Source organism: Lactonifactor longoviformis (assembly GCF_042848515.1).
In the GTDB taxonomy this organism is placed as follows: domain Bacteria; phylum Bacillota; class Clostridia; order Lachnospirales; family Lachnospiraceae; genus Lactonifactor; species Lactonifactor longoviformis.
Genome location: NZ_AP031453.1, coordinates 398,529 through 415,263, shown reverse-complemented (window position 1 = coordinate 415,263; position 16,735 = coordinate 398,529). Strand labels below are relative to the sequence as shown.

Sequence of the window (16,735 nt, the reverse complement as noted above, 5' to 3'; positions counted from 1 at the left end):
GCGCGGGAGGGCGAAAATACGGAAGTGGTACCCGCTTCCTATGCTTGCTACGAATGTTTTTATCCTTTAGGCTCTTATCACCTACTACGGAGAAAAAGCGATTTTGCCAAACTTACGCAAAAGAAAAACGCTGCAACCTCAAAAAAGATTACAACGCTTTCTAAATCCTGTTCAGTTTTAAGTCGGACATTCCTATTCGCCCTCTTTTTCGACTTCGGAAATCTCCTTTGCCGTTGCGGTTACAATCCGTATGCCTGTATCGCTCATACCGTCAAGAAGCGCGTCAAGCTGCCGCCGCTGCGTGTTCTTCTCCGGCGGCGTTTCTAAAAGGAATTGGTCTACGGATATATGGTAACGCTGTATCAGCTCAAAGAATATCTGTAAACTTGGGTGCTGCCCCTTGTTCTCAATGTTCGCAAGGTAGCGCGGCGAGATAAACATTTCGTCGCCTACTTTCTTGCGGCTCTCCTTGCATCCCTCACGCGCTGCCTTTATCGCTGCCCCAAAAGCCTTAAAGTCGTATCGTGGTACTGGTCTTTTTGCCATAGTTATTCACCCTATTACATTTTACTGTTCCCCTTTCTTCTTGGATATGTCTACGTAGTTCTATCAGTTAGCCAAAATAATTCATATATATATATGTTGACAACAAGCTGCTTTTGTATATAATATTATATAAAAGGGGGGGAATGTTTATGTTACATAGCATGCGTATTCGATAAGCATTGAAATCAAAAAAGATTTTTCCCATTTTCAATATGGGCTTTTTTGTCATGCTTATTTTGCGTATGCTATACAACAAAACTAACGACGTATAGACATAGTATAAAAACTATGCCTTAATTTTGTTGTAGTATTATATGTATAAATGCAGGTCAATGCTCATGTTGAGAATTGACCTGCATTTTTTTGCGCAAAAGGAGAAATATTATGCTTGAAAAATATTGGATAAAATGTCCAATTTGTAACGGAAAGACGAGGGTTCAAGTATTTTATAATACGGTATTAAGAAATTTTCCTCTTTTCTGCCCTAAATGTAAATTAACGCATATCGTTGATGTTGAAAAACTAGAAATCATAATCAAAAACTCTGAAAAACAAACTTTTTAATTTTGAAAAGGAAGGATATTTAAATGAAACACTTACCTAAAAGTACACCTACGGAAATATTGAATGACCCATACGGATTTACTTACAAAGAAATGTCGGAAGTAATTGGAGAGGATAAAGCAAGAGCCTTATATACGGAATTGTATAAACAGCCATTTCACAAAGAAAATCTATCAATATCAACAAAAAAAGTCTATAAAAGTAGCGATACTGAAAAGTATGTTTATGAATTGAAAGATAACAGGTATATTGAAACGGTTTTTATTAAACGGCGAGATGGTGGGACTGTTTGCGTAAGTACGCAAGTTGGTTGTTCTGTTGGCTGTATTTTTTGTGAGTCCGGACGCAATGGTTTTGTTCGTAATCTAACACCGTCTGAAATTGTGCAGCAGGTTGTATTGATACGTCAAAAAGTAAATCGTATCGTTTTTATGGGAATGGGAGAACCTTTATTCAATTACGACAACTTGATTGCAGCAATCCATATTCTTCGAGATAGAAATGGACTTAACTTTCCAACCGACGGCATTACCGTATCAACAGTTGGTCCAGTTAATCAATTAAAAAAATTGCGCGAAGAACATCTAAAAATTCAGTTGACAATATCTTTACATGCAGCAACACAGGCTGCGAGAAACTGTATCATTCCTCATATGCACATGTACGCTATTGAAGATGTTGTTAAGCAAGCATTGTCCTATTCTCAAAGGCATAATCGAAAAGTGGTATTTGCGTATTTGCTTTTACCAGGTATAAATGACCGTTCCTCAGATATAAGGCAACTTGCAAAATGGTTTAAGGGCAAAAATGTTATGATTAACGTGCTGCAATACAACCCGACGAGTAATTCAAAAATTAGAGCACCACAAAAACAAGAAATGGTTGCGTTCAAACATCAATTAGAGCAAACAGGACTTGAAGTTACCATGAGAGTTTCTCATGGTAGAGAGATTAAAGCAGCTTGTGGACAGTTAGCTAATACATATAATAAAGCCAAAAAACAACAGAAATAATTTAATTAAAAGAGCCAGACGCACAGACGCAGAGCCGATAATATGCAGTTTGAAATACTGCTGTTATCGGCTCTTTTTTGATTTTAATTTGTGCCCCTAATAACCATATTGGAGCAAAATCAGAACTGTTGCTTGTCGTTCTTTGATTTCCGCAGCAGCTTTGAAAAATCAAAGCCGCCGTTTCTTTTTATCTTCTAATGAAATGACGCGGTATCACTGTTGAAATCGGCGGCTAAAGGAGGTAGCCGCCATGAAGCAAAAAGCATATCGACAAAATCCGACAGTTATTGACTTATCAAAAAAAGCCCGCCCACCACCGGGGGAAACTACGCTTATATATATGAACTGTCTAATCATCTGGATACTGCTTACAATGCCTATGCGCCCGTCCGGGCTTTTCGGACGGGCGCATTTTGTACGTTCAAAAAATTTTTGAAGAAATTTCAAAAAATCTTCGGCGTTTTTGAAAAACGCCGTATTGCCCCGCGAAAAGGGGGGAAGCACCACCAACTTTCCAACGAGAAAGGAGGTGAGAATGTGGAACCTAATAGCAGGGAGTTTTACAAACAGTGTGCTTTTCAGAAGTTTTGTAATACGGTATTGCACAATGAAGCTTGCGACACCCATAGAGAACTTCGCAGACACAAGGCAAAGGAAGTGACCTTTTCCGACATGACCTTAGACGAAGCGCGGCAGCTTCATACGTTTGATGAATATTTCAAACGTGAAGCCGCCGAAACCGTCTTTGAGAAAGCCGGGAAGAAAATCACGCCAAAGCTGCTTCTTGAAGCAATCCGTACTTTGCCGGAAGAAAAGCGCAAAGCCATATTGCTGTATTACTTCGAGGGAATGAACGATACCGAGATTGCGGAGCTGTTCAACACGTCGAGAAGCACGATACAGTACAGGCGGACAAGCTCTTTTGAGAAATTAAGAAAATATCTGGAGGAAAATGCTGATGAATGGGACGAATGGTAACGAACCCGGCTACCCGGAAAATGCCCTTGTTCCTTATCCTGTCATTGTGGCAGCGACAAAGGGCGACCCGGACGCCATGAAGATTGTCTTGCAGCATTTCAGCGGCTACATAGCCCGCCTCTCCATGCGGAAGCTGTACGACGAGCGCGGGAACGTCTATTTTGGCGTAGACCACGACATTCGGGAACGGCTGCAAGCAAAACTGATGATGGCTGTCCTCACCTTTAAGGCAGAGGAATAAACCGCAGCGGCGGCGGGACGCTTTCTCTCTCCCCCTTTTCCGTTCCGCTGCTGACGCGGCAGCAAAGCCATTCTGAACCTTGACAAAGAAAGCGGCGCAAGATAACGGCGGCGCAGCATAGGGCAAATCGGATACGTTCCTTTTGCGCCGAGCCATACGGCGGGTGCGCCATGACGCTATCCGGGTGAGGTTATCCCCGCCCGGACAGCCGAGCGACCAACACCGCGCCGGAAAGCAAGTGTAGCGGCTTGCGGGCGACGACACGCAGAATATACAATGATACTTCCTTACAGCCACAGTCCGAGCGTTAAGAGCGTCGCAGGCAATGGGTAGGGCGGCATGAGAACCATGCCGGGGTGAAATTCCCATGAGGTTATGCTAATAACCGTCCGATTAAAGCCTTTGTTTTATTGAATAGTGGACTTGCTGCTATTCATAGACTATATTATATGTTTGCGAAAGAAAGGGGGATTTTCTTTGACGCAAAACCAAACGCCCGTTACCACAACGGAGCATAAAATAGGAAAAGTTACTTACCTTGTATGTTCGTCCGCAAGTGAACGCGCAACGGACACACTGGATAAAAAGATAAAAAAACTCATTCGCAAAGACATGGAACTGAACCCCGCAAACGCCCGGAAATAGGGCGTTTCTTCACATTTTATACATGACACAGGCAGCGGTATGTGGTATAATATAGACAGTACAAATACCATGCTTGTCTGTCGTCGGAAAGGAGGACAAAATGTTACAGACAGACAAGATTACCGCTTTATATTGCAGATTGAGCCAGGAAGATATGCAAGCCGGGGAAAGCGAGAGCATACAGAACCAAAAACTGATTTTACAAAAGTATGCTGACGAACACCACTTTTTCAACACGCGCTTTTTCGTAGACGACGGATTTTCCGGCGTGAGCTTTGAGCGTGAGGGGCTTCAAGCCATGCTGCATGAGGTTGAAGCCGGGAACGTGGCGACCGTCATAACAAAAGACCTTTCCCGTCTGGGACGTAATTATCTGAAAACCGGGGAGCTGATAGAGATTGTCTTTCCCGAATATGAAGTGCGCTACATTGCCATTAACGACGGTGTAGACACAGCAAGGGAAGATAACGAGTTTACCCCTCTGCGGAACTGGTTCAACGAGTTTTACGCCCGCGACACCTCAAAGAAAATCCGGGCTGTCAAACAGGCAAAGGCGCAGAAAGGCGAGCGCGTCAACGGCGAAGCTCCTTACGGCTACCTTATCGACCCGGATAACCGCAATCATCTGATACCCGACCCGGAAACGGCGCACGTCGTAAAACAGATTTTTGCAATGTATGTACGGGGCGACCGTATGTGTGAAATCCAGAACTGGCTGCGGGACAATGAAATACTGACCGTCGGGGAACTGCGCTACCGCAGGACAGGGAGCAAACGCCACCCCCGCCCACAGCTCAACGCATGGTACAACTGGCCGGATAAGACGCTGTACGACATTCTGACAAGGAAAGAATATTTAGGGCATACCATAACCGGGAAAACCTACAAGGTATCTTATAAGTCGAAAAAGACGAAAAAGAACCCGGAGGAAAAAAGGTATTTCTTCCCCAACACTCACGAACCTTTGATTGATGAAGAAACCTTTGAACTTGCACAGAAGCGGATTGCCACCCGGCAACGCCCGACAAAGGTTGATGAAATTGACCTGTTTTCCGGGCTGCTCTTTTGCGGGGACTGCGGCTACAAAATGTATGCAGTACGCGGAGCCGGGACGCTTGAACGGAAACACGCCTACACTTGCGGCAACTACCGCAACCGGGCAAGAAATGATATGCTCTGCACTACGCATTATATCCGCAAAAGCGTATTGAAAGAACTTGTCCTTGCAGACTTGCAGCGAGTAACGTCTTATGTGAAAGAGCATGAACAGGAGTTTATCGAAACAGCCAACGAGTGCAGCGCAAAGGCAGTACAAAAGACGCTGACACAGCAGCGGAAAGAGCTTGACAAGGCGCAGAACCGTATTAACGAGCTGAACATCTTATTCCGCAAGCTCTACGAGGACAACGCTTTAGGGAAACTTTCAGATGAACAATTTGCTTTTCTGACTTCCGGCTATGATGAAGAAAAAAAGACGCTGACCCGGAGGATTGCGGAGCTGTCACAGGAAATCGACAACGCCACCGAGCGCAGCGCGGACGTAAAAAGGTTTGTCGCACTGGTACGCAGATACACAGCGATTGAAGAACTGACCTACGAAAACGTCCATGAATTTATTGACCGTATTCTTATTCACGAACTGGATAAGGAAACGAACACCCGCAAAATCGAAATCTTTTATAGCTTTGTCGGCAGAGTTGATACAGGTGACAAGCCTACCGAAAGTATCTCCTATTTCAGACAGATAGGAGCCGACGTAAAGAGTTATGCTATCTAACATACATCAAAAAGAGGTAAGATAACACCCTCTGCAAAAAAGGTATCGTTATCTTACCTCAACAAAATTTGTACCAGAGTAACCGTCGTCCACATACGTTTTTGCTAAGTGCCATCCCTGCTTTTTCACATAATCCGTGAGGATGGATTTCTGTGTCGCAATGCTCGCACTCTCGTTATCCGTGCCATCGTCTTTTGACAAGCGGCAGTACATGCCGACTTCATAAATCTTGTTCTCCATTCTTATTCCTGCCATACTGTAAAACCTCCATATCTGTCCTATCTGTTTTCATGTTCCATTGCGTACATTCTAAGCGGACAGCCCCTCATTGTCGAAGGTGTCGCCCTCGGCAATCTTCTTCCGAATATCCTCGGAAATAATCGGGATAAACGCTTCTGTGACTGTCTGCGTGCCGACATATTCACGGCTGATTATCATCTGAACTGGTGCTTTCGGCACGATACGCTTTCTCTTTTTATCTGCTTTCTTATCCTCGCCCATACTTAAATCTTCCTTTCCAGACAGGGCAGGAGAACGTCTGGAAACGCCCCGCCCTGTCAATCAGATACCATCAATCCCCGCTGTTTACTTCTTTCTGTAATGCTTCAAGGAGTGCTGCTGCTTCATCAGCGTTCAACGTGATACCCTTTCCGCACTTCTCACGGTTCGGGGAAAAGCTGCGGATGTCATATTTCGGCTCTCTTCCGTTCCATGAGATAAGATTGATTTCTTTTGTGTAGCCGCTGTCGCCCTTAGACAATACGGCGATTTCCTTTACAATCTCATACTGGATTTCTTTCATTCTTCATACCTCAATTTTCTGCATTTACCTCCCGAAAAGAGAAGATTAGCGGCTGTCCCTGCCCCGTTTCCTCTGCAATTCACGCTCCAAAAGTTTAATGATGGTTTCCTCCATCTGCTTCGGCGTTGTGTTCTTCGGAAAATACTTTTTCAGCTTGCTTGTGTTGATTTTCAAGGTTTCTTTCTGGTTTCCCTTTTCCTCCGTCATAATTGCAAATATCGTATCCATGTCAAGCCGCCCGCTCTGGCTTAGGCTTTTCATCCGCTGTGCCTGTGAGAGTGAGGGCGTTGCTTCTTCGCTCTCCATCGTGGCAAAGAGGTTTTCCTGCTCGTCTTTCTTCAAAAAGGACAGTTCCACCGCAGGCGTGAGGGCGATTTTCCCCTCGTCCACCATCCGCAAAATCGGCGGTATCAGTTCCGTCAAACGGATAAATCTTTGTACGGTCATCCTGCCTACGCCGAAGCCCTGTGCCACCTTGTCGTCCGTCCGCAACTTCGTCACAACTTGTGACGAGGTTAAGTCTGTGCGGAAACCCTGCCGCTTCATGGCTTCGGATTTCATCTTGTAGGCAAACGCCCGCTCTGATGGCAGGATATTCTCACGCTGTAAATTACTGTCTACAAGGGTGATGATGGCTCGGTCACGGTCTAAGGGCAGGACAAACGCAGGCACGGTATTTATCCCTGCAAGTTCAGACGCACGGACACGCCGCTGCCCTGCAATCACTTCATAGCCGTTCCCGTCCTCTTTCGGGCGTGTGATTATCGGCGTGACAATGCCAAATTCCTTGATGCTTTCCGCTAATTCTGACAGCGTTTCATCCTCTGCCACATGAAACGGATTGTCGGGAAACGGGTACAAGTCTTTGGTCTTTAACACCTTAAAATCCTGTTTCTTCATTCACATATCTACCTTTCTTTCGCTCTGCTTTTATGGTTTTTCTGCAATTCTTCCAACACTTCGGGCGGTATCTTTGAGAGCAGCCGCCCCATCTGCTCGTTGGTTCTCTGCAACTCAAATATCTTCTGGTTCGCTTTCTGCACCTTTAGTTCCTGCTCATACTTTTCATCACGCATACGCCCCGCATAGTCTGATTCCTGCCCGATTTGCTCCTTTAGGCTATTGATATAGGCACTCTGCTTACTGATTTCCTTTGAGAATTTCTCCACGTCTGGGAGCCATGCCGCAATCAGTTCCAGAGCCTTGTCACGCTTCTTCCCTGCATTAAAGGCGTTGATGTCGGACAGTGCAGACACAATTTCCTCATACTGTTTATCAAGCCTGCCGCCCAACTTATAGAGCCATGTGGGGACATGTTTCCGCTTCGTTTCCATTGAGGACTGACCTCTTTCAAGCTGATTCCACCGTGAGGACATCCGCTCATGGTAGGCGGTCTGCCATTCGGACAGGCTCTTTTGATTGCCTAAAATTGTTTTGGCAGACAGCTTATTGTCTGGTGTAATCGGCACAAAACAGAGGTGCATATGCGGCGTTCTCTCGTCCATGTGGACGACTGCGGAGAGGATATTTTTCTCCCCGACACGCTCTGAAATGAAATCCAGAGCCATCGTAAAATACGCTTTCTGTTCTTTGGGCGGCAGGCTGTTCATAAATTCTGGCGAAGCCGTGATAAGCGTTTCCACCATCATCACGCTATCTTTCCTCGTCCTGCACCCTGCTTCGGCTACCATGCGGTTAATCTCTTTCTTGTAGGTGTACCTCGGCGGATTCACAAGATGGTAGTTATCTTTCGAGCGTTCCATATCTATATCTGGATTGCTTTTATAGGCTTCTTTTTTACGCTCGTTGTGGCGTTCGCAAGCCGCAACGCCGCCCGCTTTGCGTTTCTGGAAACGCAGGATTGCATAGGGCATAATTCATCATCTTCCTTTCTTCGGCGGGTAAACTGCCCTTTGGGTGACAGCGGTGACGGCGGTGACAGCAGTTTTGGGATACCCCCTACCGACTGCCTCAACTGTCACCCTTATTCCCTGCATGACGGTCATGTCGATGATGACGGTGTTTTTGGAATACCCCCTCGCAAGAGCCGTCACCGTCATGCTGCCATTCTTTTATCCGAAGCGTGGAGCGTAGGATAAGCAGGGCGTAAGACCTGCCATAAGGGAGTCCAGAGGGAACGTCTGGCACACGACTTTGCAGGGCAAAGTGTAGTGTGTTACACCCTGTAAACGCAGTCGGAAAAATCGGAAGGATTTTTCTGACCGCAGGGGTGGTTTTACACGCCGAAAAGGGCGGGTAAATCCTACGCCTGCACTTTGCGTTTACGGGGTGTTCTCCCGCAGGGATGACAGCGGCAGGGTATCCTAAAATCACTGTCACCGCCGTCACCGCTGTCACCCGCAGGGCAGAGTCGCCAGCTTTACACGGCTTTAAGCGTCAATGACAGTAACAGGGGGTATCCCAATATCGCTGTCACCACCGTCACCGCTGTCACCCGCCCGCTTTGCAAGCGAAATCTGCCTGCCGTGTTTTTTGCGGCTGTACTGATAAACGATATGGTTCTCATTTAAAAATGTGGTGCGGTATTCATTGAGCCATTTCGTAATCACCGTGGGTATGGTTTCCGTTTCCCTCATAGCGGCTAACAGCTCCGTTGCCGTGCCTGCCCATTCTTCCTTATCCCTCATAAAATCCACCAACCGAAAAAGGACGTCTGGTATCGTTTCTTTCGCAAGCTGCTCCTGCGTTTTTCTCTCCACAAGTTCCCAACTGCAATCACGGAAACGCAGCGTGTATTCCTGATAGGGCGTGTCCCTGCCCGTCACATACAGCTTGGCGGTGTCGGATGCCCGTTTCTCCTTTTCCAGAACAAAGGTAGCGTCCGCACTCCCCGTTAAGCCTGTCGTCCCAGACACCTTGTTGAACACATCGCTGTCATTCTGCTTTCGGATGTGGTGTACGACAATGACCGCCAATGAATGCCTGTCGGCAAAGTCTTTGATTAGTGAGATGTCCCCATAGTCGCTTGCGTAGGCATTGTCTTTTGAAGCTGTACGGACTTTCTGCAAAGTGTCAATGACAATAAGCCTGCTGTTTGGGTAATCTTTCAGATAATCTTCAAGCTGCACGATAAGACCGTCTGACAGCTTGCAGCTTGCCACGGCAAAGTGAAGCCGCCTGCTCGCTTCGTTCGTCAATCGGAACAGCCTGTCCTGTATACGGCAGAACGTGTCCTCAAGGCAGAGGTAAAGCACGTCGCCCTCCATTGTCGGCATATCCCACAAGGGAAGTCCCTGCGACACGCATAAACATAGCTTCAGCATGAGCCAGCTCTTTCCTATCTTCTGTGAGCCGCAGAACAGCGACAAGCCTGTGGGGATAAGGCTGTCCACCACAAAGGACGGCTTCTCAAGCGGTTCATAAAGGAGCGTTTCGGCGTTGACTGTCTGTAACTTCTGCATGGCTTTCCTCCTTTCGGGCGGTGTTTTTGTTTTCGTTGCACATAGGCGTTGACCTCCTTAAAAATAGATTTACTCCCACGAAGAAAAAGTGAGAGTATGTAATGCCGCCAATCCCACACAAATAAAAAACAGATTTCTTTTTCGGGCGGTGTCGGTCACGGTTGGAGATACTTCCTCATTTCCGCCTTTACTTTCTCCTTTGCAATCGCAACAGATTTCTGTATTGCCGAAGCGGTGCAATGCTCCATAGCGGCGATTTGGTAAAAATTGAACTCATACTCGTAGTAGAGCAGGAAACGCCGCCTTTGTATCTCTGGCAGTCCGTCAACCGCCTTACAGAGCAGTTCTGCCCGTTCTGCCTCAATCATTTGTTCCTCTATGCTCTTAGGCAGCTTCAACGCCCGCCTGTTCAGCGTTTCGTCCCATACTTCCGAAAACTCCCTGTGCCGCTCGTCCCATTGGAGGAGATTCCTGTTCCTGCGTTCCATCTGCCGAAACTCCATAAAGAACTGTTCCGACACTTCCAACTCGTGGGATTTGCCCTGCCCGTCCTTAAAGCTGATAAAATACCTTGTGCCGCTTTCCGTGGATTCCTCCCGAAGCGTGTACGCCTTAACTCTGTATGCCATCCCGCTTGCCTCCTGCAAAAAATAAGTGAGGGGATTTCCATCCCTCACCCAGTAGCCCGCAGGACGGCAGGCTGTTTTAGACGCTATAAAATTTTCGTAGCTTCTTCCGCAGATGGTCTAACCTCGCATAGATGGCACCAGTCGTCAAATGCACGAGCGGGGCAATCTCCTTTGTGGAATACCCCTGCATTTTCAGCAGGACGATTTTCAAGGTACGCCCGTCCACCGCGACTAATACTTGATAGAGATTTTCGCTCTCAATCTCGTCCAGTAACTCCGCAACCGTACCCACTTCCGTCTGCCGCTCCCTGTCTGCCATGTCCTCAAGGTATTCCGCAATGTCATTCGTCCATCGGTAAAACCGCCTGTTGGAATTGAAGTCTGCCCTGTCCGCAATGCGTATCTGCTCAATGGTCGCTTCATCAACGCCGCACTCACGCAGCAGCTTTTCCTCCGCTTCTTTCCAGATACGCCATTTCCTGTCCTCCCGTCCGTGGTTATATGCCATGCTTCTTTTCCTCCAATCAGAATTGATTGAGAGGGCAGAGAAAAACCCCCTCATTTTCCCAAAGGAAAAAACAAGGGGGCTGAACGCCTTAAATTTTAATTTTCTATTATCTTTCTTAGTTTTCTTAGGATTCTGGCTTTGCGTTTGTTCACAACGCTCTGGGTTATGCCGAACCTCGCCCCGACTTCACGCTCAGAAAGTCCGTCAAAAAAGATTGCCTGTATCAATTCCTGTTCACTATCCGACAGCAAAGGCAGGGCGGCTTTCAGCCTGTCCACCATAACCGCATTGACAACGGTTTCCGCAATGTCTGCCGCTTCATCAGCGATAAAGTCTAAAGGCTTCCCCTCGCTGTCCGTAAATCCATCCAGAGAAAGCAGGCTGTTCTTCGTATCTAATTTTTTCAGATAACGCCACCGTTCCTTATCTCGGTAGAAGTCCGTGTATTGCTCCCTCACGACTTCAAGCAGACAGCCTTGAATGGGGATAAACAGCTTGTCCATATAGGTCTGGTCGGATTCCCTGCGGCGGCAGAAATCCGTATAGGACAGTTCCACATATCTGCCGCTTTCCTTGATATATACCTTTCTCGGTGCGTATTTCACTGTAAGTACCTCCCATCTGAATTTTTGAAATGTTCAAAATCCAGATGGAGAGGTGGCGAACGACACCTAACACCACTAATAGCCCTATGGCACTTTCCAACAAAAATCGACAAAAGAAAAACCGCAAAGGCTCTATGACCTTTACGGTTATGGGAAATATTAATTCTGTTGTATGGAGATTGTACTTCTACATTCAAGGCAGGAAGTGCCGTTGCATAGGCAGAAATTTTTTTAACTGGTTTCCTGCCGTTCTCTGATATGCTATGTATTGATAAATTTTGCTTCGTATGAGCAGATAGATAACTGCCCGAAAAAAGGACATAAAAAAATCCCTCCAAATTTAAAAACAAATTCAGAGGGTAATTTAGGGTATAACAAAATAACCCACCCGAATATCGTTTTTTTTATTTGGTGAGTTTGTTCTTTCAAATACGAAACAAAAAGAGCCGATGATTCGTGAATTGTTCCACAATTTCATCGGCTCTGCGTCTTAAGCGTCTGGCTCTTTGATGACAGTTATCTTCAAGTTGTCAACTTTAATCAATCTTTCTTGTCTGCATTTTGGACAATAAAGGGGATAATTCTCCAAAACAGTGTCCTTCCTAATTTTATTACGGGTTTTGTTCCCACAAACAGGACACAATATCCATTCGCATTTCATCATAATTAGTCTCTAATCCTTTCAAATCTCATTTTATATGACTTTTGCAAGCTGTTAAGCTAACTTGTGGAACATATGCCGAACCTTATCTATACGGCTATTCGGGCGGCGGGGTTGGCAAATAGATTTACCAATAGCTGGCTGGTATCCTTTTAACTCTGTCAAGCAGACTCCCTGCCCATTTGTGAAATAAGTTAAATCGTTCCTGTATTCTTGAATACATCTAGCAGGGATTTCTCCTTTCAGAATGACCTCGTCATTCTTTATCTGAGTACTTACAATATCTGCACAATACCTTGGAGCATCATGATACGCCCGTGAGAGATATTCCTGCGGTGCATAAATTTCAAAGTGGAGATATGGCTCTAATAGTTCTGTCCCTGCTTTTTTTAAAGCCTGCTCCAATACGATAGGGGAAAGCAGCCGAAAGTCTGCGGGGGTACTTACAGGACTATAATACAATCCATATTCAAAACAGATTTTACAGTCTGTCACTTTCCATCCATACAGCCCCTGCTCGCAGCCATAAAGAACCCCCTCCATAACCGCATTTTGGAACGATTGATTTAAATATCCAAGTGAAACTCTGCTTTCATACTGCACTCCGCTTCCAATAGGGAGCGGCTCTATGGACAACCCGACAGAAGCCCAGAAAGGATTTGGCGGGACTTCTATGTGGATGGTATATTCTGCTTTTCTAAGCGGTCTTTCCATATATATAACAGTAGGCTCTTTTATTTCTGCCTCCACATGATATTTTTCCTCAAGGATGGCACAAATGACTTCCATCTGCACTTTCCCCAAAAAAGAAAGTATAATCTCATGCGTTGTAGTATCCACATAATATTTTAAAAGAGGGTCGCCATCTGAAATTTCTGTAAGTGCCCCAAGCAATATTTCCCGCTGTTCAGATTTCTTTACTGCAATCGTTGTTTGGAGCATAGGGAGAGGATTTTCAATAAATTTTCTCTGCGGCAACAGTATTCCGTTCCCCAAAATACTGTTTAGCTGCAAAACATCATTTGGTAAAATTACAATATCACCAGAGCAGGCTGTATCGGATGAATATAATTCACCGTTTGTCGGAACACACATCTCTGTGATTTTTATTTTCTCTTTTTCAGATATTCTAATAACATCCCTCAAATGCAATGTTCCGCTATATATACGCACATAAACAAAACGCCGCCTTTTCTCTGAATATTCAATCTTAAAAACCTGCCCGCATAGTTCAGATTGACCTTCAGGCGTTGATGAATAAAATTTACTGGCAATCACTTCTATAAGCTGCCGAATCCCCAGATTGTTTTTAGCGCTTCCGTGATAAACGGGAAATAACGTTCCGTTTTGGAATCTCCTGTTTTCTTCCTGTTCCAGTTCTGACATTTTAAACGGTTTCCCTGACATATATTTCTCTAATAGTTCATCGTTTCCCATAATTACCGCATCCCACTGTTCCATATCGTCATTGTCCGTTACATTTATATGGGGATGCTGCCCAACCTTTTGCTTCACTATAATTTCCGAAGAAAGCTTTGCTTTCATTTCTCGATATACCATTGGCAAATCAATCCCCTCTTGGTCAATTTTATTGATGAAAAAAATTGTCGGAATCTTCATTGTCTGTAGTGCATGAAACAGTATACGGGTCTGTGCCTGTATGCCATCCTTTGCAGAAACTAATAATACTGCTCCGTCTAATACGGATAAAGAACGGTATACTTCCGCCAAAAAATCCATATGGCCTGGCGTATCTATAATGTTGACTTTTACATCCTCCCACTGAAAAGATGTCACTGCTGTCTGGATAGTGATTCCCCTTTGACGCTCCAAATTCATTGTATCTGTCCTTGTTGTGCCTTCATCTACGCTCCCTAGTTCTGCAATTGCACCACTGGTATACAATAAACTTTCCGTTAATGTTGTCTTTCCTGCGTCAACGTGAGCCAGAATGCCTAAGTTAATTATTTTCATGTGATTTTCCTCCTATCAACACCCAAAAAAGGGCATAAAAATACCCAGTGATAAATACTCCTATCACTGGGTAAATAACTCCAATAGCCCCAAAACACTTATATGTTTTCGGGCATATAAAATTACATGATAAAAGTATTCTTAAACTGGGTACAAAAAACTAAGCCCCATATTAAAAGTGAAACGAGACTGCTACTTTTTGTTCCCACTATCAAATTGACAGTTTATTTAAGAATACCTTGCCGCATATTTATTAACTCCTTGTATAATACTGAATCTAATTATATTCCTTAACCCTTTATTTGTCAAGCTGACAAACTAAAGCAGAAAAAGCGGCAGGATTTCCCCCTGCCACTAATCATCTGTTTATGCAAAAATAATTTCCTTTTCCACAATCTCCCTCGCACAAGCCCTTATGTTATTGAGGCATCCTGTCCATTCTAAGGCGTTTTCTGCCTTTAGCTGTTCCGTTATGCCCTGTGCCTGTTTCATACCCTCTATGAGCCTTTCAAAGCGTTCCTGTGCCTGTCTGTTGATGTCGGCAAGGTAGGCGTTTAGCCTGCCGCTTGTAAGAAGATTGGTGTATGTAACTTTACGGTACTGTTTTAGATAATCTAAATGCCGTTGCCCCCAGATGCCTATTGCCTGTTCTTCTTCGGCGGGTACAGTTAAGCACGGTATCAAATAATCCCCTTGCCTTTCGTATTTGCCGCCCAGTTCCTCAAATAATGATTTTGCCATTGTCTGTTACCTCCACATTCTTTTTTATTTTGAATGTCCGCAAAATCCGTCCTACATCTCTTGATTTACATGAACCTCTATCTGTTTTGCATCTGCATCAAAGTTTCTCTCCCCATCAGCATTGCACCAGTATTTATTAATTGCCACACGCAGATATGCCGATTGGCCGCCTGTATTTTTTACCGTAGACACAGCATCTTCAGGTTTTCCAGGAACAGCACCAGAAATATTTATTCCATCTTTAGGAGAAACTGTGATATCTACATTAGACGTCCCAACTTTATGTTCCACAGATGCTTCAGGCTTTGATGCCGCCATCGTCCCCCCTATAATAGTCGCAACCATCATGATTGCTGCCGTAATTATGAGCGCTATTTTCTTCTTCATATTCCAGCTCCTTTATATTAAAATCTAAAAACATGTTTAGAATGATTCACTATCTGATTGTATTATAGCCGGAAATTGTCACACGCAAGTCACACGTAAAGCATTTCTGTGACCAAAAAGAGCAAAAGTAAGACCGGAATGATGCCTAATCATCACCCCGGTCCCATCTATTTTATACTTCCGTATTAATTATATTGATCTCATCTTCAATAATTTCAAACACGCCCGGATATATGGTCTCCGGCAAGCCATAAGTAATGCACGGAATAAATCCCCCCAGCTCCTTGCTTGCATTGCAGGCTCGACGCACTTCTCTGCGAACCTCCTCTTCCTTCCACTCCGGGAAGTCAAATACTCCTCCGTTAATCCCCCCCATCAGTACCATACGGCCATTGAGCTGCCTCTGCAGTTTGGGAATATCATTATCCGGCAGCACTCCCTGCCATACCTGAATATGAATATCCACCATATCCTCTATAATATTTGCACAGTAGCTGTCGGCATGATGAATCACCTGAACGCCTCGGTTTCTGATATAGGAATATAATTTTTCATACCTAGGTTTAAAAAACTCTCTCCAGGTCTCTGCGCTCATAAAAAGACGGTCCTTGGCACCCCAGTCATCGTGGGATAGGATCGCATCGGGCTGAAGATGATCTATCAGCTGTTTTGCATACTCCATCCTCCAATCCAGCAGGTAATCCAAAAGTTCATGCATTGCCTCTGGTTCCATGAGAAAATTCATTAATGTGTCTTCGAACCCCATTAAAAAATGGCAGCGTTCAAACAGCCCCGTAGCCATTAGCCCTGTCACCAGATATTCGTTCCGGTCAACGGCAGCAGCAACTCTAATAGCATCCTGCCACGTCTCCTCCGGAAAATCCAGAGAAGGGGCTTTCACTGTATTTCTCCAGTCACATACATCTGGGCATACTTTATTATTGTCAGTCACATAGGGCATACCGGCGTGGTCCCCCTTTTTCCACCGCATAGTTACCCCCCATGCATCTTTGGCATCCTGCCCTTCAATACGCCCTTCCATCGTCTGTGCAAGGAGAGGTTCATTCAATACGAATGCAAATGGTTCATATTGATTTACCAAGCGTTCTGGTTTTTCTCCGTTCAACAGCGCCATGTAATTTTCCTTAATATTCATTGACATAGTTCCTCCCTTTTCTACGCTTATAGACACAGAATACCCCTGCAGGCGGTACAACATGTAGTGTTGCCAATATGGCTTAT

The 16,735-nt window shown here is 45.1% G+C and carries 21 protein-coding genes and 1 pseudogene; 6 read left to right on the top strand and 16 right to left on the bottom strand.

Going from position 1 to position 16,735, the window contains the following annotated elements; translation table 11 throughout:
- Positions 1-192: 192 nt before the first annotated feature.
- Positions 193-546 (bottom strand): helix-turn-helix transcriptional regulator, encoded by a 354-nt coding sequence (locus ACGHCT_RS01840; protein ID WP_002569186.1) that lies wholly within the window; start codon positions 544-546, stop codon positions 193-195.
- A 384-nt stretch (positions 547-930) separates the two neighbouring features.
- On the opposite strand from ACGHCT_RS01840, the gene ACGHCT_RS01835 reads away from it, so the two are divergent.
- From ACGHCT_RS01835 to ACGHCT_RS01810, 6 genes are all read left to right on the top strand, one after another.
- The gene (locus ACGHCT_RS01835; RefSeq protein WP_002588768.1) at positions 931-1,110 is read left to right on the top strand and encodes a cysteine-rich KTR domain-containing protein; all 180 of its coding nucleotides are present in this window, start codon (positions 931-933) and stop codon (positions 1,108-1,110) included.
- Between the two features lie 23 nt (positions 1,111-1,133).
- The gene (gene rlmN / locus ACGHCT_RS01830) at positions 1,134-2,123 is read left to right on the top strand and encodes a 23S rRNA (adenine(2503)-C(2))-methyltransferase RlmN (protein ID WP_002569187.1); all 990 of its coding nucleotides are present in this window, start codon (positions 1,134-1,136) and stop codon (positions 2,121-2,123) included.
- Between the two features lie 537 nt (positions 2,124-2,660).
- Positions 2,661-3,101: an RNA polymerase sigma factor gene (locus ACGHCT_RS01825; RefSeq protein WP_002569188.1), complete on the top strand. Its 441-nt coding sequence runs from the start codon at positions 2,661-2,663 to the stop codon at positions 3,099-3,101.
- A complete protein-coding gene (locus ACGHCT_RS01820; protein WP_002569189.1) occupies positions 3,082-3,342 on the top strand; it encodes a helix-turn-helix domain-containing protein in 261 nt (86 codons plus the stop codon). The genes ACGHCT_RS01825 and ACGHCT_RS01820 overlap by 20 nt, the downstream gene beginning before the upstream one ends.
- 417 nt (positions 3,343-3,759) lie before the next feature.
- Positions 3,760-3,987 carry a transposon-encoded TnpW family protein gene (locus ACGHCT_RS01815; protein ID WP_004613661.1) on the top strand — a complete coding sequence of 76 codons (228 nt, stop codon included), beginning with the start codon at positions 3,760-3,762 and terminating at the stop codon, positions 3,985-3,987.
- 100 nt (positions 3,988-4,087) lie between these two features.
- Positions 4,088-5,764, top strand: coding sequence for a recombinase family protein (locus ACGHCT_RS01810; RefSeq protein WP_002569190.1), 1,677 nt, complete (start codon positions 4,088-4,090; stop codon positions 5,762-5,764).
- A 63-nt stretch (positions 5,765-5,827) separates the two neighbouring features.
- Here the strand turns inward: ACGHCT_RS01810 and ACGHCT_RS01805 are convergent.
- The 15 genes and pseudogenes from ACGHCT_RS01805 to ACGHCT_RS01735 form a co-directional block, all read right to left on the bottom strand.
- Positions 5,828-6,019 (bottom strand): annotated as a pseudogene (locus ACGHCT_RS01805) (recombinase family protein); the annotation flags it as partial.
- Positions 6,020-6,073: 54 nt separating this feature from the next.
- The gene (locus tag ACGHCT_RS01800) at positions 6,074-6,265 is read right to left on the bottom strand and encodes a hypothetical protein (protein WP_002596259.1); all 192 of its coding nucleotides are present in this window, start codon (positions 6,263-6,265) and stop codon (positions 6,074-6,076) included.
- A 70-nt stretch (positions 6,266-6,335) separates the two neighbouring features.
- Positions 6,336-6,566: a YdbC family protein gene (locus tag ACGHCT_RS01795; protein WP_002596258.1), complete on the bottom strand. Its 231-nt coding sequence runs from the start codon at positions 6,564-6,566 to the stop codon at positions 6,336-6,338.
- A 45-nt stretch (positions 6,567-6,611) separates the two neighbouring features.
- Positions 6,612-7,466 (bottom strand): ParB/RepB/Spo0J family partition protein, encoded by an 855-nt coding sequence (locus tag ACGHCT_RS01790; RefSeq protein ID WP_002596257.1) that lies wholly within the window; start codon positions 7,464-7,466, stop codon positions 6,612-6,614.
- Positions 7,467-7,474: 8 nt separating this feature from the next.
- On the bottom strand, positions 7,475-8,440 hold the full coding sequence (gene mobV, locus ACGHCT_RS01785) for a MobV family relaxase (RefSeq protein WP_002596256.1): 966 nt from the start codon (positions 8,438-8,440) through the stop codon (positions 7,475-7,477).
- Between the two features lie 6 nt (positions 8,441-8,446).
- Positions 8,447-8,626, bottom strand: coding sequence for a hypothetical protein (locus tag ACGHCT_RS01780; RefSeq protein WP_004613323.1), 180 nt, complete (start codon positions 8,624-8,626; stop codon positions 8,447-8,449).
- 330 nt (positions 8,627-8,956) lie between these two features.
- Entirely contained in the window at positions 8,957-9,988 is a 1,032-nt protein-coding gene (locus ACGHCT_RS01775; protein WP_002596255.1) for an AAA family ATPase, read from the bottom strand.
- A 155-nt stretch (positions 9,989-10,143) separates the two neighbouring features.
- Positions 10,144-10,617, bottom strand: coding sequence for an RNA polymerase sigma factor (locus ACGHCT_RS01770; RefSeq protein WP_002596254.1), 474 nt, complete (start codon positions 10,615-10,617; stop codon positions 10,144-10,146).
- 76 nt (positions 10,618-10,693) lie between these two features.
- Complete coding sequence (locus ACGHCT_RS01765) at positions 10,694-11,125, bottom strand: sigma-70 family RNA polymerase sigma factor (RefSeq protein ID WP_002596253.1); 432 nt, start codon at positions 11,123-11,125, stop codon at positions 10,694-10,696.
- A 95-nt stretch (positions 11,126-11,220) separates the two neighbouring features.
- A complete protein-coding gene (locus ACGHCT_RS01760; RefSeq protein WP_002596252.1) occupies positions 11,221-11,730 on the bottom strand; it encodes a sigma-70 family RNA polymerase sigma factor in 510 nt (169 codons plus the stop codon).
- A 490-nt stretch (positions 11,731-12,220) separates the two neighbouring features.
- Entirely contained in the window at positions 12,221-12,394 is a 174-nt protein-coding gene (locus ACGHCT_RS01755; RefSeq protein WP_008724758.1) for a cysteine-rich KTR domain-containing protein, read from the bottom strand.
- 51 nt (positions 12,395-12,445) lie between these two features.
- A complete protein-coding gene (gene tet(O), locus ACGHCT_RS01750; protein WP_390437864.1) occupies positions 12,446-14,365 on the bottom strand; it encodes a tetracycline resistance ribosomal protection protein Tet(O) in 1,920 nt (639 codons plus the stop codon).
- Between the two features lie 366 nt (positions 14,366-14,731).
- Positions 14,732-15,106, bottom strand: a complete 375-nt coding sequence (locus tag ACGHCT_RS01745) for a TnpV protein (RefSeq protein WP_001129922.1) — start codon at positions 15,104-15,106, stop codon at positions 14,732-14,734.
- 51 nt (positions 15,107-15,157) lie between these two features.
- Positions 15,158-15,493, bottom strand: a complete 336-nt coding sequence (locus ACGHCT_RS01740; protein WP_390437862.1) for a TasA family protein — start codon at positions 15,491-15,493, stop codon at positions 15,158-15,160.
- Between the two features lie 172 nt (positions 15,494-15,665).
- The gene (locus ACGHCT_RS01735; RefSeq protein ID WP_390437859.1) at positions 15,666-16,649 is read right to left on the bottom strand and encodes a uroporphyrinogen decarboxylase family protein; all 984 of its coding nucleotides are present in this window, start codon (positions 16,647-16,649) and stop codon (positions 15,666-15,668) included.
- Between the last annotated feature and the right edge of the window lie 86 nt (positions 16,650-16,735).